Origin of the sequence: Fibrobacter sp. UBA3718, assembly GCF_002371935.1 — a bacterium.
Lineage (GTDB): Bacteria > Fibrobacterota > Fibrobacteria > Fibrobacterales > Fibrobacteraceae > Fibrobacter.
Genome location: NZ_DFHR01000027.1, coordinates 40,777 through 59,056, shown reverse-complemented (window position 1 = coordinate 59,056; position 18,280 = coordinate 40,777). Strand labels below are relative to the sequence as shown.

Annotated in this window: 21 protein-coding genes and 1 tRNA gene; 13 read left to right on the top strand and 9 right to left on the bottom strand. The window is 55.7% G+C overall.

Going from position 1 to position 18,280, the window contains the following annotated elements:
* Positions 1-3: 3 nt before the first annotated feature.
* Genes B4A77_RS12620 through B4A77_RS12600 form a run of 5 tightly spaced genes read left to right on the top strand, consistent with a single transcriptional unit; the run spans position 4 to position 3,570 of the window.
* The gene (locus B4A77_RS12620) at positions 4-735 is read left to right on the top strand and encodes an SDR family NAD(P)-dependent oxidoreductase (protein WP_173365778.1); all 732 of its coding nucleotides are present in this window, start codon (positions 4-6) and stop codon (positions 733-735) included.
* Entirely contained in the window at positions 732-1,178 is a 447-nt protein-coding gene (gene fabZ, locus B4A77_RS12615; protein WP_173365777.1) for a 3-hydroxyacyl-ACP dehydratase FabZ, read from the top strand. Before B4A77_RS12620 ends, fabZ begins: the two co-directional genes overlap by 4 nt.
* Complete coding sequence (locus tag B4A77_RS12610) at positions 1,178-1,960, top strand: lysophospholipid acyltransferase family protein (RefSeq protein ID WP_290741186.1); 783 nt, start codon at positions 1,178-1,180, stop codon at positions 1,958-1,960. Before fabZ ends, B4A77_RS12610 begins: the two co-directional genes overlap by 1 nt.
* Positions 1,957-2,802, top strand: coding sequence for a patatin-like phospholipase family protein (locus B4A77_RS12605; RefSeq protein WP_290741182.1), 846 nt, complete (start codon positions 1,957-1,959; stop codon positions 2,800-2,802). The genes B4A77_RS12610 and B4A77_RS12605 overlap by 4 nt, the downstream gene beginning before the upstream one ends.
* A 60-nt stretch (positions 2,803-2,862) precedes the next feature.
* Positions 2,863-3,570, top strand: a complete 708-nt coding sequence (locus B4A77_RS12600; RefSeq protein WP_173380835.1) for a hypothetical protein — start codon at positions 2,863-2,865, stop codon at positions 3,568-3,570.
* 29 nt (positions 3,571-3,599) lie between these two features.
* On the opposite strand, the gene B4A77_RS12595 is transcribed toward B4A77_RS12600, so the two are convergent.
* Complete coding sequence (locus B4A77_RS12595) at positions 3,600-4,736, bottom strand: LD-carboxypeptidase (RefSeq protein ID WP_290741179.1); 1,137 nt, start codon at positions 4,734-4,736, stop codon at positions 3,600-3,602.
* Between the two features lie 111 nt (positions 4,737-4,847).
* Here B4A77_RS12595 and B4A77_RS12590 point away from each other — a divergent pair, with 111 nt between their 5' ends.
* The 4 genes from B4A77_RS12590 to B4A77_RS12575 all read left to right on the top strand — a co-directional run bounded on the left by B4A77_RS12590 (position 4,848) and on the right by B4A77_RS12575 (position 7,746).
* Complete coding sequence (locus B4A77_RS12590) at positions 4,848-5,210, top strand: hypothetical protein (RefSeq protein WP_290722566.1); 363 nt, start codon at positions 4,848-4,850, stop codon at positions 5,208-5,210.
* A 54-nt stretch (positions 5,211-5,264) separates the two neighbouring features.
* Entirely contained in the window at positions 5,265-5,888 is a 624-nt protein-coding gene (gene hisH / locus B4A77_RS12585) for an imidazole glycerol phosphate synthase subunit HisH (RefSeq protein ID WP_290722567.1), read from the top strand.
* Positions 5,889-6,113: 225 nt separating this feature from the next.
* Positions 6,114-6,947: a TIGR02147 family protein gene (locus B4A77_RS12580; RefSeq protein ID WP_290722568.1), complete on the top strand. Its 834-nt coding sequence runs from the start codon at positions 6,114-6,116 to the stop codon at positions 6,945-6,947.
* The gene (locus B4A77_RS12575; RefSeq protein ID WP_290741176.1) at positions 6,940-7,746 is read left to right on the top strand and encodes a hypothetical protein; all 807 of its coding nucleotides are present in this window, start codon (positions 6,940-6,942) and stop codon (positions 7,744-7,746) included. Before B4A77_RS12580 ends, B4A77_RS12575 begins: the two co-directional genes overlap by 8 nt.
* Here B4A77_RS12575 and rph read toward each other — a convergent pair.
* The 6 genes from rph to dusA form a co-directional block, all read right to left on the bottom strand.
* Positions 7,724-8,449 (bottom strand): ribonuclease PH, encoded by a 726-nt coding sequence (gene rph / locus B4A77_RS12570; protein WP_173380839.1) that lies wholly within the window; start codon positions 8,447-8,449, stop codon positions 7,724-7,726. The genes B4A77_RS12575 and rph overlap by 23 nt on opposite strands.
* Before the next feature lie 155 nt (positions 8,450-8,604).
* Complete coding sequence (locus B4A77_RS12565) at positions 8,605-9,456, bottom strand: prephenate dehydratase (protein WP_290741173.1); 852 nt, start codon at positions 9,454-9,456, stop codon at positions 8,605-8,607.
* Positions 9,457-9,474: 18 nt separating this feature from the next.
* The gene (locus B4A77_RS12560; protein WP_290731037.1) at positions 9,475-10,089 is read right to left on the bottom strand and encodes a C40 family peptidase; all 615 of its coding nucleotides are present in this window, start codon (positions 10,087-10,089) and stop codon (positions 9,475-9,477) included.
* Between the two features lie 49 nt (positions 10,090-10,138).
* On the bottom strand, positions 10,139-11,113 hold the full coding sequence (gene bioB, locus B4A77_RS12555; protein WP_290741170.1) for a biotin synthase BioB: 975 nt from the start codon (positions 11,111-11,113) through the stop codon (positions 10,139-10,141).
* A gap of 68 nt (positions 11,114-11,181) precedes the next feature.
* Positions 11,182-12,141: an ornithine carbamoyltransferase gene (gene argF / locus B4A77_RS12550; RefSeq protein WP_173365766.1), complete on the bottom strand. Its 960-nt coding sequence runs from the start codon at positions 12,139-12,141 to the stop codon at positions 11,182-11,184.
* A 329-nt stretch (positions 12,142-12,470) separates the two neighbouring features.
* Positions 12,471-13,499, bottom strand: coding sequence for a tRNA dihydrouridine(20/20a) synthase DusA (gene dusA, locus B4A77_RS12545; protein ID WP_290733427.1), 1,029 nt, complete (start codon positions 13,497-13,499; stop codon positions 12,471-12,473).
* 34 nt (positions 13,500-13,533) lie between these two features.
* Between dusA and B4A77_RS12540 the strand changes: the two genes are divergently transcribed.
* Genes B4A77_RS12540 through B4A77_RS12525 form a run of 4 tightly spaced genes read left to right on the top strand, consistent with a single transcriptional unit; the run spans position 13,534 to position 17,281 of the window.
* Positions 13,534-14,445 carry an aspartoacylase gene (locus B4A77_RS12540; RefSeq protein WP_290741167.1) on the top strand — a complete coding sequence of 304 codons (912 nt, stop codon included), beginning with the start codon at positions 13,534-13,536 and terminating at the stop codon, positions 14,443-14,445.
* A 1-nt stretch (position 14,446) separates the two neighbouring features.
* Entirely contained in the window at positions 14,447-15,109 is a 663-nt protein-coding gene (locus tag B4A77_RS12535; protein ID WP_290722575.1) for a hypothetical protein, read from the top strand.
* Positions 15,102-16,370, top strand: coding sequence for a hypothetical protein (locus B4A77_RS12530; protein ID WP_290731028.1), 1,269 nt, complete (start codon positions 15,102-15,104; stop codon positions 16,368-16,370). Before B4A77_RS12535 ends, B4A77_RS12530 begins: the two co-directional genes overlap by 8 nt.
* A 5-nt stretch (positions 16,371-16,375) precedes the next feature.
* A complete protein-coding gene (locus B4A77_RS12525; protein WP_290741163.1) occupies positions 16,376-17,281 on the top strand; it encodes an HAD-IIA family hydrolase in 906 nt (301 codons plus the stop codon).
* On the opposite strand, the gene B4A77_RS12520 is transcribed toward B4A77_RS12525, so the two are convergent.
* Together B4A77_RS12520 and B4A77_RS12515 are read right to left on the bottom strand one after the other, a co-directional pair.
* On the bottom strand, positions 17,259-17,849 hold the full coding sequence (locus B4A77_RS12520) for a hypothetical protein (RefSeq protein ID WP_290741160.1): 591 nt from the start codon (positions 17,847-17,849) through the stop codon (positions 17,259-17,261). The two genes, B4A77_RS12525 and B4A77_RS12520, sit on opposite strands and share 23 nt — an antisense overlap.
* A 262-nt stretch (positions 17,850-18,111) precedes the next feature.
* Positions 18,112-18,184 (bottom strand) — tRNA-Gly (locus B4A77_RS12515).
* Positions 18,185-18,280 lie beyond the last annotated feature (96 nt).

Sequence of the window (18,280 nt, the reverse complement as noted above, 5' to 3'; positions counted from 1 at the left end):
AAAATGAAAGTTGCTCTCGTTACAGGTGCATCGAAGGGAATCGGCAAGGCTTGTGCCTTGCGTCTTGCCCGCGACGGCTACACGGTCGTGGTGAACTACTCCAGTTCCGACGAGGCCGCGCAGCAGACGCTCGACCAGATCAAGGCCGAGGGCGGTGACGGCATGATTTACAAGGCGAACGTGGCCGACCTCTCCCAGGTGAAGGTCATGGTCCGCGAGGTGTTCAAGGCCTATGGCCGCATCGACGTGCTCGTGAACAATGCGGGCATCGTGCGCGACGAGTACCTCCTGATGATGAACCCCGAAACGCTCGACAAGTGCTTCGACCTGAACGTGAAGGGCTACTTCTACTGCGCCCAGCAGGTCGCCGTCAAGATGTACAAGCAAAAGTCCGGCGTGATTATCAACATGAGTTCCGTATCCTCCAAGTTTGCGCTTGCCGGCCAGGCCGTCTATAGCGCCACGAAGGGAGCCGTGAACTCGCTCACCCAGACGCTCGCGAAGGAACTCGGCGGCTTTGGCATCCGCGTGAACGCCGTTGCTCCGGGCTTTATCGCGACCGAGATGATTGAGGCCATTCCCGAAGAGACCCGCAAGGGCTATGTGGAAAAGATTCCTCTCAAGCGCTTCGGTACCGCGGACGAGGTCGCGAACATCGTGTCTGCGCTCGCGTCTGACCAGTTCGCCTACGTGACGGGCCAGGTGTTCGTGCTCGATGGAGGCCTTTCGCTATGATGAACATTTTCGAAATCAGCGAAAAGATTGCACAGCGTCCGCCGTTCCAGATGATCGAAAAGGTCACGGAACTCGTGCCAAACGAATCCGCTACCGGCATCAAGAACGTGAGCGTGAACGAACCGTATTTCATGGGGCATTTCCCGGGCACCCCGATTATGCCGGGCGTCCTCATTTGCGAAGCCTGCGCACAGCTCTGCTCCCTCGTTATCGAGAAGCCCGCCGAGGATTTGGAAAAGAACCTCTACGTGCTTTTGAAGATTGACGGGTTCAAGTTCGTGAAGCCCGTGATTCCGGGCGACCAGCTCGAAATTACCGTGAACAAGACGAAGGGTGGTGGAGTCATCGTTGGCTTTGACTGTATCGTGAAGGTGAACGGCAACGTGCACGCGAAGGGTGCGCTGACGTTCACGAGCATTCCGAAAGAAAGCCTCGGAAAGTAATGAAAAAGAAGAATCCTTTGTTCGAACTTTTCATGAAGTTTGTCATGGTGGTCGTGATATACACCGTGCGCGTTTACCTGCTTGTGGCGTATCGCCCGAAAATCGAGTACGTGGGGGAGACGGTGAAGTCTCCGCGGCTCAAGACCCCTTCGGTTATTATTGCGAACCATACCAGCATGATTGACCCCCTCATGATGCTGGCCATCTTTTTCCACAAGAAGAGCATTGTTGTGGCGAAAGACCAGGTGGAAGATCCACATTTCAGCTGGGCTTTGACGCGCGTGAAGTGCGTGATTCCCTGCGACCGTTTTAACCTGGATACCGAATGGGCCTTGCTAGCGAAGCGCGAACTTGAAAAGGGGAACAACGTCATTATTTTCCCCGAAGGCAAGTGCCGCTATGATGGACTCTTGAATGAGTTCAAGACGGGGTTCGCTTTCCTTGCGCGTAGTACGGGCGCTCCCGTGCTTTCTGTGGGCCTTGAAGGTGTCTACAAGATTGGGCGCCGCACCCGCATAGTCGTGGGTGAACCCGAGAAAATCGAGCGCGTGAAGGGCATACCTTCTTCGAAGCATCTGGCCGAACGCAGTGAGTATTTCCGCCAGAAGGTTTGGACGCTCAAGCAGCGTGCGCTCGGCGTTGCAGAACCTCCGGTTTTGCCCATTGCGGCAGAAACACCGCCCGAACAGATCCCCACCTTGGTGGCCATGCGCACTAAAGAGCAAAGCTCTAAGTGCTGTCCGCCCGGTCAGGCCGGGGATGACAATAGGGGGAATGCGTGAAGGCGGGTTTGGTGCTGGAAGGAGGCTCGCGCCAGACGATGTTCAGCGCAGGAGTGCTGGATACGTGGTTCGACGAGGGTATTGATTTCAATTACGTGTCCGGTGTGTCGGCCGGGGCACACGCGGCGGTCAACTTCATTACGAAGCAGCAGGGGAGGCTAAAGTTTATCGTGCTCCCGACCCGCTTGCAAGAGGGCAAGAAGTGGGCAAGCAAGTTTATCGGAATCCAGAAGGAATTCCATGCGCTCAACTACCTCTCGGCTGACGGCAAGATGCCTCTCGATTTTGAGGCATACCGGAATTCCAAGACTGAATTTGAAATTGGTCTCACTTGCTGTGAAACCGGCCGCGCCGAATTCAAGTCCGAAAAGCATGACAAGAAGCGCCTGCTGGACCTGATTAGCGCGAGTTGCGCCCTCCCGATGATTTTCCCGATGGCCGAAATTGACGGCAAGCATTATGCCGATGGCTGCATTACGGTTCCCATCCCGTTTGAACGCGCTTTTGAAAAGGGCTGCGACAAGGTGGTGGCTGTTTCGACGCATTACCCGGGCGAGGACGTGACGGATTTCCGCAAGTACCGCGCCATCCTCAACCCGATGTACAAGCGCAAGTACCCCGAACTTTTCCGTGCACTGATGGTACGCCTCAAACGCTACGAGAAGATGTTCGTGCAGATGGAAAAGCTCGAGAAGGAGGGGAGGCTGTTCCTGGTCCGCCCCCTTATCGAGCTGTGCGACCAGTTCGATACCGACATGGACAAGATGAACGAGTCCTACGAGCATGGAATCGAGATGGCCAAGCGCCGCATGGACGACTTGAAGGCTTTTTTAGAAATCTAGCGGTTGACGCCCGTTTCGATATTTCTATATCTAGAGCAGGTCCCATAAAAGGAGTCTGCTATGAAAATTGCTCGAATCGCTATATCCTTGCTGGCCGTAAGCTTGCTTTTCGGCTGTGCCTCGAGTCCGAGAGCCTTGGCTTCCCATAAGGCCATTCCCGGTGGTGCATACACGGGAAAGGCCGATAACAACAGGCCTGAAAATCTCAAGTACCAGAAACTTCCGGACGATGTCGAATATGTCGTCGCTAGCGATTCGCTTGTCGTCGCCGTCCATGGCGATCTCAAGAAGGCTCTCGAATCCGACGAAGGTGTCGTGCTGGCAAAGTACCTGTTCCTGATGCCGGGATCCTGGGAAAGCATCAAGGACGACGAAGCGTTCAAGAGCAAGTTCAAGAGGCAGAAGGGAAAGTTCGAGGTCCAGGTGACCAAGAAAAAGAAATTCAAGTTCCACTATGCCATTCCCCAGAACGAGCAGTCTGCGGAGAAGGCGTGGAATGTCGTGAAGCAGAGAATTCTCAATTCCGAACAAACTCCGGAAACGCCGTCAGAAACGCCGAAAATCCGTTCTATCAGTACGGAGGAAATGGTGTACCTGTCGAAATTCTCGCCGTTCAAGATGGTGGAACCGCTGTTCGTCGTGAACGACCGCTACCTTTTGGGCTATAACAAAAAGGGAGAACTCGAACTGGTCGATGAACTCCCGTACTATATTCCGTTCTATGACGAGGCGATGGAAATTATTTCTCAAAAGAACAAGAAGAAATAATGCCTTCGCCTAAGCCATTTCGATTTAATTTATTCTAGGTCAAACGATTTTCCGGAGAGCATCTTGCGGAGAGCCTTGGGCATGGGCTTTTCCGTTGTCAGCTTGTCCGTGTCGACATCCACTTCGTCGCCGCCGTTGATGTTGAATGCGAGCGTAGCTTCCTTGTCCTTGACATCGAGCGTGACGGTTGCTCCCATGACTATCGGAAGGTTGATGTCGCCGTGGCCTGCGGGGAATCCGGCCATGACGGGAATGTTGTATTTTTTCAGGCGCTCGATGAGCATAGCTTCGGGACTGTCGAAATCAAGGTCGGTTCCGCATTCCTCGAATTCGCCCAGGACGACGCCCTTGACATTTTCCATGACTCCGCGGAGCTCGAGCGAACTGAACATGCGGTCAAGATTGCGCATGGTTTCTTCCAGTTCTTCGAGGAACAGGATGATTCCGTCTTCGGAGTAGACGTCGACGGGGCTTCCTGCGAGAGGGACGAAAGTCGCCATGTTGCCGCCGACGAGGACGCCCTTCGCCTTACCATTGATGTTTAGCTTGTTGGCGGGGACCTTGTATTTGGGGACCTTGCCCAGGAGCAGGTCGCGCATGTAGATGCTGTTGTCGTCTTCGCCGCCGGTCTTGCCGATGAAGGAACTCATGGTGCCATGGATGCTCATGACGCCCGCCTTGGTTTCCATGGCGTGGAGCGTGGAAATGTCGCTAAAGCCGATGAGCCACTTGGGGTTGTCCCTGACGGTTTTCAGGTCGACGCGGTCGATGAGGTGGATGGCGCCGTAGCCGCCGCGGTTGGTGAGGATGGCCTTGATGCTTGTATCCTTGAGCGCGTCGATAAAGTCTTCGGCGCGTTCGTCGGCGTTCCCTGCGTACTTGCCTGCGTAGATGGCACCCACGTGCTTGCCGATGACGGGCTTGAATCCCCAGTCTTCCAGGACTTTCGCCGTGTTCTCGACGTTAGAATCGGGCGTGTGGTAGGAGGGGGAGAGCAGGGCTATCTTGTCGCCTTTCTTGAGGAAGGCGGGTGCTACGCATTCCTCGATCTGCGAAGGTTCGGGAATCGAAGCCTCGGACGACGAGTCGTTGGAACATGCGATAAGGGTCAGGCTGAAAAACGTTGCCACAACAGCCGAACTGCCAAAGAATTTAAAACCATTCATTATACACCTCTTTTGCGGCAAATAATAACAATAAAGTGAAATATTTCAAGGAAAGTGCGGATAGGGTGTGCGCAATATCAAAATTTGTATATTTCTCCTAAAGGAGCGAATATGGCAGAAAAGATGAATACAGTTGCGGCAATCTCGAAAAACTTCCATGCGGAACACCGCGGCAACTGCGCAATGTCGGTGGCCTACGGCTATGCGCGTGCGACAGGCAAGTCTGAAGCAGAAGCTGTTGAGGCGGCAGAGATGTTCCGTGCGTTCGGTGGCGGGAAGGCCCCGAACGGCGCCTGCGGGGCGCTCTATGCGGCAAAGATGATGCAGCCCGACCATGCCGATGCCATCGAGGATTTTTTCAAGCGAGGCGCCCAGGGTTTTACCAAGTGCGGTGAAATCCGCCCGAACAAGGTCATCCCATGCAACCGCTGCGTGGAGCTTGCGGGCGAGGCGCTCGACTTTTTGAATGCGTAGCGCTTTCCCTGCTCCCTAAATTTTTTATCTTTGCGCATGCAAAGAGAGGTCTCTATGTCTGCAAATCCTATTATCGTGGTCGACTACAACGCCGGTAACTTGACATCCGTGATGAACGCGCTTGCACATATCGGTGCGGATGCGAAGTCGAGCCGCGATGCGGATGAAATCGCGAAGGCGACCCGCCTGATTTTTCCGGGCGTGGGCGCTGCGGCATCTGCGATGGAGACGCTTACGCGCACGGGCATCGGAGACGCCATCAAGGCTGTTGTGAAGGCGGGAAATCCGGTTCTCGGCATCTGCATCGGCTGCCAGATTATCCTCGAAGAGAGCGAGGAAGACGGCGGCGTGAAGACTCTCGGCCTTATTCCCGGGCGTGCGGTGCGCTTCAAGGACGAACCTGGTCTCAAGATTCCGCACATGGGTTGGAATCAGGTGAACTTCACCCGCGAACACCCGATCATGAAGGGAATCCGCAGCGGCTCTGACTTCTATTACGTGCATTCCTACCATCCGGTGGTGCCTGCGGAATATGCGTTCGCCGAGACGACCTACGGCACGCAGACTTTCCAGGGGCTTATCGGCAAGGACAACCTGATTGCAAGCCAGTTCCACCAGGAAAAGAGCGGCGACGTGGGCCTTGCCATGCTGAAAAATTTCTGCGACTGGAACGTTTAGACGTCCATTGAAAGATTTTTTTACAATTCCGGGCTGTAGCCCGGTTTTTTCATGTTAAGGCTTTTTGAGGGGGTTCCCCTAATTTATCTGGTTTTCGCGCTTTTTGTATCATGGATTTTGTTTTTTTATAAACAACTAAAAAAGTGCTTAAATCTTTGTAAAATCGTTAATTTTGTATCGTAGACTATTGACAAACGAATAAAAAAGAGCTATATTAATGCACGTATGAAACCGATAACCGAGTATCAGGATTACCGTCGTTACATGCAGGAATTCTATGAGGAGGAGAAAAGGAATTCCGCATTCACGTGGCGGGAATTCGCTCGGTTATCCGGTTTCGTATCGCCGACGTATCTGAAGCTTGTCTGCGAAGGCAAGACAAGGCTCAAGAACGATGGCGTGGATCGGACCGCCCGGGCCATGGGGCTGATCGGATACGAAGTAGATTACTTCCGTGCGATGGTTAGGTATGCGCATGCAAAGACGGACTACGACCGCAAAAAGGCGTACGACGAGATGCTGGGCATAGCAAAGGAGAACAAGGTGAAAGTAGTCGATGGCGACGCTTTCGCTTATTTTGAGTCATGGAAGAATCCCGTAGTCCGCGAATTGGCCCCGGTGATGCCGGGGGCGAAGCCCGGGGACATCGCGAAACGCTGCTGCCAGGAAATCTCGGCGGGTGAAGTTCGCGAGTCCCTGGACTTCATGACCAAGGTGAGCCTCCTGAAGAAGGACAGGAACGGCTGCTACACCCAGACAGACAAGGCGCTGAGGGGAGATTCCGAGGTCATGCCCGTGGCGATCCGTTCCATGCACCGCGATATGGCGAAATTCGCCGTGGCGGCCGTAGACGACTTTGCGATATCGGATCGCAACTTCCAGGGTGTTACCATGGGTGTCGATCGGGAAACTTACGAACAAATTATACGCGAGATGGATGCGTTTCGCCGCCGTATCGTGACGATAGCGAATTCCTCGAAAAACGTGAAGCAGGTTTATAGGCTAAATTTGCAACTGTTTCCCCTTTCTTGGCCCGTGCCGGAGGAAAACGATGCTTGAGCGTTTGAAGTGCCTGCCCGGCTTGCTGCTGCTTCTCCTTGTCGCATGCTCGACGCATGTCGCCGGAACTACGGATGAAAATAACGCTCTTGCGGAAAACGATTCTTCGTCCAGCGTGTCCTCTTCCTCCGGAACGTCGAGTTCGTCCGGTCCGGGAATGCCTGCTTCGAGTGGCTCGGAGGTACCGCCAGAGAACAGCATTATGGACTTGCCTTACTGGTTGCCGTATTGGGGCGATAGTGTCGACGAGCGCCAGCTGGATGTGCAGATAGAAAGGGGCGAAGATGATAATATGAAAATCTCGTACAGGAGATTGTCGATGCTGGGAGCGCCGGATGCGGGACGCAGCGCTGAGTTCGGTGTGGCAATCCGTGTTGCCGGGGAAGGCCCGGATGTGTTCTCCGAGATGAAGACCTGGACCGGTGGCGCCTGCTATATGCTGACCTCCGATGCGCCGATTGTCCTGAAGATGGGCATGTCGCCCGTGAAAGAAAGAGAATTGGAGTATGACTTGCCGCAGGCGACCCTCATCAAGCCGGAGGATGTTGGCAATATGGTTCTCCGCTGCCTGAGCTGGACCGAATTCGAACAGCAGGGATTCGGACCTTCGATTACGATTGAAGAGGCGTTCTTCGATTACATGACGGAACTCAGGTTTGAGGTCCAGCTGGATAGTGGCGTCTACGAGGGCGCGTTCGAGATATATCAAATCCGTCCCGGTGGGTCAAACGTCAGTACGGATATTGACGGAGTGAATATATCGGTTGACGACGGAACTAGGGAAGTTCTCCGCCAATAAGTTCCATCTGTTTTTTGAAAATATCCTTGCAGGCGTTTTCGCCGAGGTCGAGGAGCGTGTTGAGCATATTGCGGTCGAAACTCGCGTGTTCGCCCGTACCCTGAACCTCGATGAAATTCTTCGCATCCTGCATCACGACGTTCATGTCGACGTCGGCGGCGGAATCTTCCACGTAGCACAGGTCGCAGAGCGGCTTGCCCGAGACGACGCCCACGGAGATTGCGGTGATGCCGTGCTTCAGAATCTGCTGCGTGATGCCGAGGCGTTCCTTGATTTTCTTGAGGGCAATGGCAAGGGCCACGAAGCCGCCGATGATGCTCGCGGTACGCGTGCCACCGTCGGCTTCGATCACGTCGCAGTCGACCACGATTGCGTTCTCGCCGAGTGCTGCCAGGTCGGCTGCGCCGCGAAGCGAGCGGCCCACCAGGCGTTGGATTTCTTGCGTACGGCCGCTCGCGCCCTTGCGTTCGCGTTCTACGCGCTTGCCCGTGCTCTGCGGGAGCAGGCTGTATTCGGCGGTAATCCATCCGGTACCGCGGCCGGCGAGCCAGTCGGGAACTTTCGGCAGGAGGGTTGCGTTGCAGATGACGCGGGTGCGCCCCATCTCGATGAGCACAGAACCGTCGGCGCTCGAAATGAAGCCGGTGGTCATCTTGAGATTGCGGTATTCTTCAGGTTTTCTGTCTGTACGTGTGTAAGTCATAGTGATAAAATAGTGGTTAGTAAACGGTGGCTAGTGGTTGGTGAACCTGTCGAACTATGGGCTCAGTTACGGCGTTATCCACTTTGTGGTTAAAGTTTGGCGGCTTCATCTTCCTTTCGTCTTTCGTCTATAGGCTCGCAGAGCCGTTCTTTCGTCTAATACGACAACTTCTCCGTCGTGCCTTCGCGGAAACTCCCGAGGCGGTACACGAAGTCGCAGTAGCTTTGCAGTTCCTTGAGTGCCTCGATGACGGCAGGGTCCTTCGGGCTCCCTTCGAAGGAGAGGTGGAATATGTATTCCCACGGGCGATCAGGATGCGGGCGGCTCTCGATGCGGGTGAGGTTCAGGTCGCGTTTCGCGAAACACCCGAGTGCGGCATGCAATGCGCCGGACTTGCCGGAATCGCTCAGCATGAACAACAACGTTGTCTTTATCGTTCCTGTTTCCGGGAGCGGGTTTGCCGTCTTCTGGATGGCGTAAAACCGGGTGAAGTTCACCCCCGGCAAGTTCTCTATACCTTCGGCCAAGATATCCAGGCCGTAGAACTTGCCGGCGTAGGCGCTCGCAATGGCGCCTACGGTTTTATCGCCGCGCTTCGCAACCTCTTCGGCGCTGCCTGCGGTATCGTAGAACGCGGTGCTCTTGATTTTCGGGTTGCGCCCGAAGAAACGGCTGCACTGCGCAAGCCCCTGCGGGTGGCTCAGCACCTCCTTCAGGTCTGCAAGCTTTGCCCCGGGGAGCGCGCACAGGCTGTGCGAAATCTGGAGCTTGACTTCGCCCACGATGGGGTGGCGCCACTTGTATAGCAGGTCGTAGTTGTCGTAGATGGAGCCCGCGGTGGAGTTCTCGATGGGGATTGCCCCACCATCCACGGCGCCGGTCTCGATGCCCTGGAAAATCTGCTCGAACGTGTCCATCGGGACAACTTCGATATCGTTTCCGAACAAGTGATATGCGGCGCTTTCGCTGTAGGCCCCGCGACGGCCCTGAAATGCGATTTTTTTCATAGTGCGAAAGATAGAAAGCTACTTGAACCTTCGTGCGCCTTGGTACTTGTTCTTGTAGTATTTCTCGTTCAGGTTCGAGATGATGACTCCGCGGCTGGAACTGGCGTGGATGAACCTGTCGCCGCCGAGGTAGATTCCCACGTGGCTGATTTTCCAGAAACTTCCGAAAAAGATGAGGTCGGCTTCGCGCAGGCTCCCTCGGCTGACGGATTTTCCGCGTTCGTCCTTGTACATCATGTGGGCGTTGTGGGGGAGGGCGATGTTGAAAAAGCCCTTATAGACTTGCATGACATAGCCGGAGCAGTCGGTCCCTTTGGTGGAATTTGCACCGTAGACATAGGGCGTGCCGAGCCACTTGCTGGCGTATTCTTCGAAGGTTGTTTTCGGGGCGGGCGGTTCCGGGATAGACTTCTTTGCGGCGGCCTGCTTGATGTCTCCTGCGGAAGTCTTGTGGTTGCCGGTTTGGGCGGGCGTTTTTTTTGAAGAGTTCTCCTGTTCTGCCGATGCTTGCGCAATGGGCTTGTAGTCGCCGATGTTCCTGTCGTAGCCCGTGCGCGTCGGGAAAGTGCAGCCAATCAGGCCCGCACATATCGGGACTAACGCCAAACTTGCGATTTTCGAAAGCGAAACCATCGCTACGAAATGTAATTAAAATGCGCTCCCTTTAGGGGGCTGTGCTTTCCTATCCGATGAATCCGTGCGGTTTGAATCCGAGGCCCTTCACGAGTTCGAAATCCTTGCAGCTGTTGACGCCGGCGGTAGTGAGCATGTCGTCGGTGATGGCCGCGTTCGCGCCGCTCTTGAATGCCCGCTTGCCGTCGTCGCCCAGGACGCCGCGCCCGCCCGCGAGGCGGATGAAAGCCTTCGGGTTGATGAATCTGTAAATCGCCACGATGCGGCAGAACTCGTCGTTCGTGAGTTTGGGCAAGTTTTCGTAAGGCGTGCCCGGGATAGCGTTCAGCACGTTTACCGGGGTGGACTTGACGCCAAGCTTGCGGAGATCGAGGCACATGTCGATACGGTCTTCCATGGTTTCGCCGAGGCCCATGATGCCGCCGCTGCAGATTTCAAGACCTGCGGCAAGGGCGTTCTGGAGTGCGCCAATCTTGTCGTCGTAGGTGTGCGTGGTGCAAACGTCGGGGAAGTGCCTGCGGTAAGTTTCCAGGTTGTTGTGGAATCGGGTAAGGCCGGCCTCTTTCAGCTTGTCGAACTGTTCCCTATTCAAGAGCCCTGCCGAAAGGCAGACGGAAAGTTTCGTCTCCTTTTTGAGCCTGCGGATGGCTTCGGAAATCTGCTCCACGTCCCGATTCGAAAGGGTTCGGCCCGAGGTGACGATGGAATAGCGGGGGATGCCGGCGGCCTCTTTCTTCTTGGCGTCTTTCACGATTTCGTCGGCGCTGAGCAGTTTGTATTCAGGGGCGCCCGTGTGGTAGTAACTACTTTGTGCGCAATACTTGCAGTTTTCGGAGCAGCGTCCGCTACGGGCGTTCACGATGGAGCAGAAGTCGAAATCGTTTCCGTGGAATTTCTCGCGAATTTCGTTTGCGGACTGCGTGAGTTCGCCGAGGTCGGCGTCGAGCAGTTTAATGGCTTCCTCGCGGTTGATTTCGTAACCGTCGTTAATAATCTTGTTCTTTAGATCTTGAATGAAGGACATTTTTCGATTCCTTAAAAAAGGAGATGCCCGCACAAGGCGGGCATGACAATTTTAACTTTTTCCCGCTATTAAGCGTTAAACGGTTGCATCACTTGCCACAATACGGCTTTATGTGCATGGAGGCGATTCTCAGCCTCTTCGAAGCTCATGTTCACGTCGAGGTTGTCCATCACGGAGTCCGTGATTTCTTCGCCGCGGTGTGCGGGCAGGCAGTGGCTCACCTTGCAATGGGCCGGAGCGAGCTTCAAGAGTTCGTCGTTGATCTGGAACGGGAGGAAGTGGCTCTGCTTTTCGGCCTTTTCGCCTTCCTGGCCCATGCTCACCCAGACGTCGCTATAGAGGATGTCGGCATCCTTGACGGCTTCCTTCGGGTCGTTGAACACGCGGTACTGGCAGCCGTGCTTCTTGAGGCCGGCGGCGGCTTCTTCCACCACGTTCTTCGGCTGCTCGAAACCCTTGGGGCAGGCGAGCGTGAAGTTCATGCCCACCTTGGAGGCGAGCGCGAGGAAGGAGTTTGCCACGTTGTTGCCGTCACCGATGAAGGCGACAGTCTTCGGCTTGCCGTCGGCGTTCTTGAAACCGCCGAGGTTCTCGCAAATCATCTGCGCAAACGCGATTGCCTGGCAGGGGTGGCAGTCGTCGGTCAAAGCGTTCACCACAGGGACGCTACCGAATTCGGCGAGTTCTTCCACGAGCTGCTGCTTGAAGCAACGGACTACGATGGCATTCACCCAGCGGCTGAGGCAGCGGGCCACGTCCTTGACGCTTTCGCGCTTGCCGAGCCCGATGGAATCCGGTGCGAGGAGCACTGCGTGGCCGCCGAGCTGGTTCATGCCCACCTGGAACGTGGTGATGGTGCGCAGCGAGGGTTTCTCGAAGAACATGGCGATGTTCTGGCCGTGCAGACGGTCGGACACCTTGCCGGCGTGAACCTCGGCCTTCAGGCGGGAGGCGATTTCGACGGTTTCGAGGATTTTTTCTTCACTCCAGTCCATCAGGCGAAGGAAGTGCTTGTTGCGATCAATCATTTTGATTCCTTTGGGCAAGCCCTAAAAATAAAAAAACTAAAAAACGGAGTTCTTCACTCCGTCTTTTGGAAATCACAAGAAGATGCTAACGGATATTAGCGAAGTTTCTTTTTGTGACGGTCACGACGACGGCGCTTTTTACGCTTGTGGGTCGCAATCTTCCTGCGCTTTCTTTTCTTTCCGCAAGGCATGGTTGTATCTCCGTTAAAGGTTAAACTTAAAAATGTGCCCCCAAATAGAGAAAATTTTTGGCCTTTTGTCAAGGGGAATTGCAAAAGGGCTGGGTTTTTATGGCCGGACGGGCGATGGTGGTCGGGGACGGTTTTGGGCTAGGCTTCGGTCACCTGGTCCATCGCCTGGCGGATAAGTGCCGCGGCCCCGCCGAACTGTGCGGCGCGCGGGGCGTTGTTGCTCAGCATCTGGCGGAACTTGCGGGCGCCGGGGAGTCCGGTGAATAGCCCGTACAGGTGGCGCACGAGGATGGTCGCGGGGCAGCCTTCGGCGGTCTGCTTCTCCACGTAGGGGAGGTAGGCCTCGAGCAGCGCCTTGCGGGTGGCGGGGCGTGCCTTGCCGGCGATAATGTCTGCGGGGTTGTCGCTCGCCGGTCGCAGGTCGTTAAAAATCCGTTCGTCGGCGTCGTGCAGGAACCACGGGTTCTCGTACGCTTCGCGTCCGACCATCACTCCGTCCAGGTCCTGCAGTTGTTCTTCCACCTGGTCGAGCGTCTTGATGCCGCCGTTGATGCTGATGTTCAGGCCTGGCATCTCGGCCTTGAGGCGGTGCACGAAGTCGTAGTGCAGCGGCGGGACCTCGCGGTTCTCCTTGGGGCTGAGTCCCTGGAGCCAGGCCTTGCGCGCATGTACGATGAAAACCCTGCAACCTGCATTGCTGATAGTTTGTACAAAATCAGTGAAGAATTCCCAGCTGTCGAACTCGTCGACCCCGATGCGGCACTTGATGGAGACGGGAATGGAAACTGCGTCCCGCATGGCCTTGAAGCAGTCGGCCACGAGGTTCTTATCCTTCATGAGGCAAGCCCCGAAGTTCCCGTTCTGCACGCGGTCGGAAGGGCATCCGCAGTTCAGGTTCACTTCCTGGAAACCCGCGGTTTCCACGAGCTTGCTTGCCTGCGCGAGGTCGGCCGGGTTGCTGCCCCCGAGCTGCAGAACTGCGGGGTGCTCGAAGGCTTCGTGCCCGAGGAACTGTTCCGGCTTTGCGTGGAGCACCGCGTTTGCGACAACCATCTCGCTGTAGAGCAAGATATGCTTTGAAATCAGGCGCAGAAAGTAGCGCTCGTGACGGTCGGTGCAGTCGAGCATCGGCGCGATGGAAAGCTTGCGGTTGAAGTCCAGGTCCATGCGCGCAAATGTAGAAATTACTATAATATATTATATGAGCTTAATTCGCAAAATTGTCGTTGCTGGCGGGACGCACGGGAACGAGCGGACGGGTGTTCGCTTGGTCGAAAAGTGGATGGCGTGCCCCGAATGCTACGGCGCGTGCTGCCCCAGCGCAGATGTTTCGCTGGTGCTTGCGAACCCGGAGGCCATGCGGCTTAACCGGCGTTATCGCGATTTTGATTTGAACCGTTCCTTTTCGCAGGTCTGTCTCGACGCTTCTCTTGAACCGCAACAGTACGAGTTTAGGCGTGCGCGCGAACTGAACCGCATTTACGGCCCGAAGGGTGCAAACACGAAGACCGACCTGTTGCTCGACGTGCACAACACGGGCTCGAACATGGGGCTGTGCCTGATTCTTTCGGCGCGTGACCCGTTCACGATGAAGGCCTCCGCCGTCTTGACACAGGAATTCGATGACGCCTGGATTTACTACCAGCCGGAGGAGCGCAGTGCGTCGCCCTACTTTGGCACGGTCGCGAAGGCGGACGTGTGCATTGAAATTGGCCCGCAGCAGCACGGCACGCTGGATGCCCGCCTCTTTGAACAGGCGGAAAAACTGGTGAAGCGTTACCTGGAACTTGCGGACGAATGGAACCGCGGGGAACTGCAGAAGCGTGCGCCAATCCAGGTGGAAGTCTACACGCAGTTGCGCGACCTCGGTTACCCGAAGGCATGGGCGGGCGCCCCCATCGAGGCGATGATCCACCCCGATTTGCTTGGGGCGGATTATCGCGAACTTAAGAAGGGCGACAAACTGTTCCGCACCTTCGAAGGCAAGGACATTCTGTACGAAGGCGAGGCCGACGGGCGCGAGAGCGTGTGGCCCATCTTCATCAACGAGCCCGCGTACTACGAGAAGGACATTGCGATGAGCCTGACCGTAAAGAGCGTGGAGGAATGGTAATATGGCTGAATTTGACATGAGTGGCGTGCCGGGAGAGGAACTCACTTCCATCCCGGGCGAAGAGCGCCTGGGTAACCTGATGCAGTTGATTGAAGCCCAGAGGGGCGAGGGTTGGGAATCCCGCCTTCACGACATTCTCGATTCTTTCGAGGACTTCTTGACGTTGCGCCCCGAACCGCCGCAGGCCTGGCTCGACAACTATGCGGCGAGCGGCAAGCAGTTCGACTACTACCAGATTGTGCTCCCGAAGGATTTCGAGGACCCCTACGAGGATGACCTCGGAAACATCCGCCGCTTGCGTGGCGAGTTTGAACGCGAGCCCTCCACGATGGCGCTCGAACACGAACTCATCAGCCGCAATTACTTTGTCTACGAGAACGGCCATGCGGAGGCTATCCCGGCTCCGCGCCCGATGCTCATGCTCGAAAGCCAGGACCGAGACGACGACCAGGAAGAACTGGAAGGCGACATCACCTGGGACTGCTGTATTTCCATTTTTGCGGACGGAAGTTACGTCGCCTACAACCTCGATAACGACGACGAGGAGGTGCTGGGCGAGGATTTCAAGGCCGTTTTCCAGAAATACATCAAAACTTTGGCCAAGATGCAGCTGGTGATTCCCGTTGAAGGCCGAGATTATGGTATATTAAGGAGTGATGCGTAAGGTTCTGGAAATATGTCTTGCGGTTGCCCTGCTGTGCAGTGGGGCGTTTGCGGCGTTTATCCAGAATCCGATTCCGCCGAGCTCCAAGCAGAACTTTTTCCGCGATACCGACGGTGACGGTCGCATGGACCGGATTGTCGTAAGGTTCCTGGGGGCAATAAGCCAGGACTATATTGACGAAAAAATCGACAGCCTCACTTATACCTGGGTTGACACGACGGGCTTGATTTCCCACTTTGTTGCGTTCCCTGCGGATATGCGGCTTGATACGACGAACGTACGGCAGATGTTGGTCGGCGTGAATCAGAAAAATTTTGAGCGCATTACGACAATCTCTTCGGCGTTTATGTCGGTGAGACCATATGGCAGGGTTGATCTGTATCTTGCGGACAGTTCGGTATTTCATGTGGTAATGCGGGATGGTATGTCGCCTGCGATTCGGGAGGCGCATTTGAAGAGCTACCGCGGAAACAGGGCTGATACGCTTCAGGTGAATTTTACCGAGTGGGCCGAGGCTGTCGACGGTTGCGACGCAATGCTGGAATTCAAGAAGACTGGCGATTCGACGGTGCGCTACCTGCCTGCATCTTCGGTAGAGTGGAGCCAGCTGGCCACTAAGGCGCTGTTCATATTTGACAAGGACCTTTCGCTCAATGTGAGGCTTTCTCCCGGAGACTCCCTTCGCCTAACCAGCGGTTGCATCAAGGATACCTCGTCGAATACCGTGTTGAAGAATGGCAGGTTCGTGGAGGTGGATGGTTTCTATCCGTTCCTGCTGAATGTGACGGAACTTGTCGAGGACGAGGAAACCTCGGTTGCAGATGACCAGCCGATTTTCGAACTGGACTTCTTGTCGGAAGAGGAAGAGCAGAATGATGGCTACCACAGGTGGCGGATGACAATGGAAGTTCTCGGGCAGAGTTTTGAAGATGCCATCCGTAATGCAGAAAAGATGGAGACAAATGCCCCCCTTGATCTTTCGAAACTGAAGATTACCTACAGTGTCCGGATCTATACGAATCTCGGAGCGTATGTTGTGGGGACATCCTACGAAATAAAGGGGAGCGACTCGAGGTTCGAACACAAGCCTACGTTCCTCTCGCTGCGGTGGAACCTGATGGACATGCACCATCGCCGCGTATCGACGGGCGCATATATCGCGAATATCTTTGCTGCCGTTGAATACGGGGGCAAGGTGATTTACCGAAGCGACCTGCAACCGGAAAACCTCTCGCGGGTGTTCGGCGTCAAGCGCCGTTAGTTTGCATGGAAGCACTCGAACTCGAAATATACGGGCGGTACCGCGCGCTTGTTGAAAAGTCGGGCGCGTTTGCCGGTAGCACTCGTCCTGCGGGGGAACCTGTTCACGTGCGCCTCTCCGACATTATCGATAAGTACGATGCCTTCTGCTTTGACGGTTACGGCACGCTGTACAACCGTGGCGACTTCGTGTACCCGGGCGCGAAGGAGTGGTTTGGCGCGCTGAGGCGTGCAGGAAAGCAAATCCGACTGGTCACGAATGCGGCGTCGAACCTGGACCAGGCCCTCGCCGAAGAGGCGGATGCCCGCGGGTTCGATTTCACTGTCGCAGAAACGATTTCTTCCGGTAGCCTGCTGAAGGGTTGGCTGTCGGGCCTGCCTGCGGGTGGCTCGCCTTTTGGTGCCGGTCGCGAGGTCTATTACATCGGGCGTGCGACGGGCGTGAACGTGCTCGCCGAATGCGGGATTGCTGCCGTGGAGAATCCGGTTTCGCCCGTGGTGGCGATTTCTTCTTCGACGGCGACAGACGAGATGTACGCGCAGGCGGTAGCTATCTTGCGCCGGCCCGGAGCGCTGTTGCTGGTCTTGAACCCGGATGCGTGGGCCCCGCGGATTGACGGGACTCGCGCGCCTGTCTCGGGCGAACTTTGCGAACGTCTGCGCCGGGAGACGGGCTGCGCTGCGGAATATTTCGGCAAACCGTTCCCCGGAATATGGCAGAAGGTCCGCGCGACTTTGCCCGCGGGCGCGAAGGCGGTTATGATTGGCGATACGCTCGGGACGGATGTGTACGGCGCGTATGTCGCTGGTTTTGACAGCGCGCTTGTTGTCGGACGCAATGAGCCGGCGGCAGAACTGGATGCCGACGAGAAACTGCTGGGCGTGAGGCCTACTTATTACCTGGAACCGTAGCGGAATCCGCGGGTGCCTGCTGCTCGCCGGGCTTACCTGAAACGATTACGTACAACGTATCGTGAACGATGACCGTGTCGCGCACGAAGACGGTGTCGTGTGCGCAGACTGCCTGTGATAAGGATGCTGAGCTTGCCGAAGCACCTGTCGAAGCGTCTGTCAAAGGGGTGCTGCTTGTCGGCGCGTTGCTTGCGGAACTTGCTGGAGAGGCTGCACTGTTTGCCGTGGCGCCCTGCGCGTTCTTCTTGGCCTTTTCCTCTTCGCGGATCCTGTCGATAAGCTTTTCGCGCTTGGTTTTAAGGTCTTCCATTTCCTTTTTCAGGCGAGTCTTGTTGCCGGGCCTGCGTTCGCGCGAGTAGCGTCCTTCGATGCGGTCAATCTGGGTCTCCAGTTCGCGAAGTTCGTCGTAAAGCGGGCCTTCGCCTTCGAGCGAGGGTGCGGGCTTGAACCAGTCGACGAAACGCTGCCACAGGGATTTTTCCTCTTCTGCGGCGCTCTGGCTTGCGCAGAAAGCGGTGAGCACGATGGTCGCTGCGAAGATACTGAAAACGTTTTTGCGGAAATGCATGCGACAATGATAGAAAAAAAAGTGGACTCTTTTCTAGCGGAGAAAGGGTTTGTTGACAATCAGACTCCGCTGCGCGGCTGATTGTCAACCCTACGGGCTCGATGCTCGTGGGACTCGCATCAAGCTCAAAAAGTGCCTATTACATGGTCACTTCGTGCCCACGGCACTTTTGTGCCGAACCCTCTTCGAGGGTTCTCGCCACCTTTTTCTCCCTACTCTAAAAAACAAAAAAGACGCCTGGTGGCGTCTTCTTTGTTTTTAGAGCGGGAAAAGGGTCTCGAACCCTCGACATCGACCTTGGGAAGGTCGCGCTCTACCAACTGAGCTACTCCCGCGAGTGTTCCAAATTTAATAAAAAAGGCCGTTTTGTAAAGGGATTCTGGAAATTTGGGGCGATTTTTGCCTTGTTGTGTTTGCATAAACGCTTTTGG

Excerpts from the sequence above, each read along its gene's own strand:
- B4A77_RS12595 (WP_290741179.1), bottom strand. The coding sequence starts at position 4,736 with ATGAATGGTTTTAAATTCTTTGGCAGTTCGGCTGTTGTGGCAACGTTT.
- fabZ (WP_173365777.1), top strand. The coding sequence starts at position 732 with ATGATGAACATTTTCGAAATCAGCGAAAAGATTGCACAGCGTCCGCCG.
- B4A77_RS12540 (WP_290741167.1), top strand. The coding sequence starts at position 13,534 with ATGAGCTTAATTCGCAAAATTGTCGTTGCTGGCGGGACGCACGGGAAC.
- B4A77_RS12575 (WP_290741176.1), top strand. The coding sequence starts at position 6,940 with ATGCTTGAGCGTTTGAAGTGCCTGCCCGGCTTGCTGCTGCTTCTCCTT.
- B4A77_RS12530 (WP_290731028.1), top strand. The coding sequence starts at position 15,102 with ATGCGTAAGGTTCTGGAAATATGTCTTGCGGTTGCCCTGCTGTGCAGT.
- B4A77_RS12565 (WP_290741173.1), bottom strand. The coding sequence starts at position 9,456 with ATGAAAAAAATCGCATTTCAGGGCCGTCGCGGGGCCTACAGCGAAAGC.
- B4A77_RS12610 (WP_290741186.1), top strand. The coding sequence starts at position 1,178 with ATGAAAAAGAAGAATCCTTTGTTCGAACTTTTCATGAAGTTTGTCATG.
- argF (WP_173365766.1), bottom strand. The coding sequence starts at position 12,141 with ATGATTGATCGCAACAAGCACTTCCTTCGCCTGATGGACTGGAGTGAA.
- rph (WP_173380839.1), bottom strand. The coding sequence starts at position 8,449 with ATGACTTACACACGTACAGACAGAAAACCTGAAGAATACCGCAATCTC.
- B4A77_RS12580 (WP_290722568.1), top strand. The coding sequence starts at position 6,114 with ATGAAACCGATAACCGAGTATCAGGATTACCGTCGTTACATGCAGGAA.
- bioB (WP_290741170.1), bottom strand. The coding sequence starts at position 11,113 with ATGTCCTTCATTCAAGATCTAAAGAACAAGATTATTAACGACGGTTAC.
- B4A77_RS12525 (WP_290741163.1), top strand. The coding sequence starts at position 16,376 with ATGGAAGCACTCGAACTCGAAATATACGGGCGGTACCGCGCGCTTGTT.
- B4A77_RS12560 (WP_290731037.1), bottom strand. The coding sequence starts at position 10,089 with ATGGTTTCGCTTTCGAAAATCGCAAGTTTGGCGTTAGTCCCGATATGT.
- B4A77_RS12600 (WP_173380835.1), top strand. The coding sequence starts at position 2,863 with ATGAAAATTGCTCGAATCGCTATATCCTTGCTGGCCGTAAGCTTGCTT.
- B4A77_RS12520 (WP_290741160.1), bottom strand. The coding sequence starts at position 17,849 with ATGCATTTCCGCAAAAACGTTTTCAGTATCTTCGCAGCGACCATCGTG.
- B4A77_RS12620 (WP_173365778.1), top strand. The coding sequence starts at position 4 with ATGAAAGTTGCTCTCGTTACAGGTGCATCGAAGGGAATCGGCAAGGCT.
- B4A77_RS12590 (WP_290722566.1), top strand. The coding sequence starts at position 4,848 with ATGGCAGAAAAGATGAATACAGTTGCGGCAATCTCGAAAAACTTCCAT.
- hisH (WP_290722567.1), top strand. The coding sequence starts at position 5,265 with ATGTCTGCAAATCCTATTATCGTGGTCGACTACAACGCCGGTAACTTG.
- B4A77_RS12535 (WP_290722575.1), top strand. The coding sequence starts at position 14,447 with ATGGCTGAATTTGACATGAGTGGCGTGCCGGGAGAGGAACTCACTTCC.
- dusA (WP_290733427.1), bottom strand. The coding sequence starts at position 13,499 with ATGGACCTGGACTTCAACCGCAAGCTTTCCATCGCGCCGATGCTCGAC.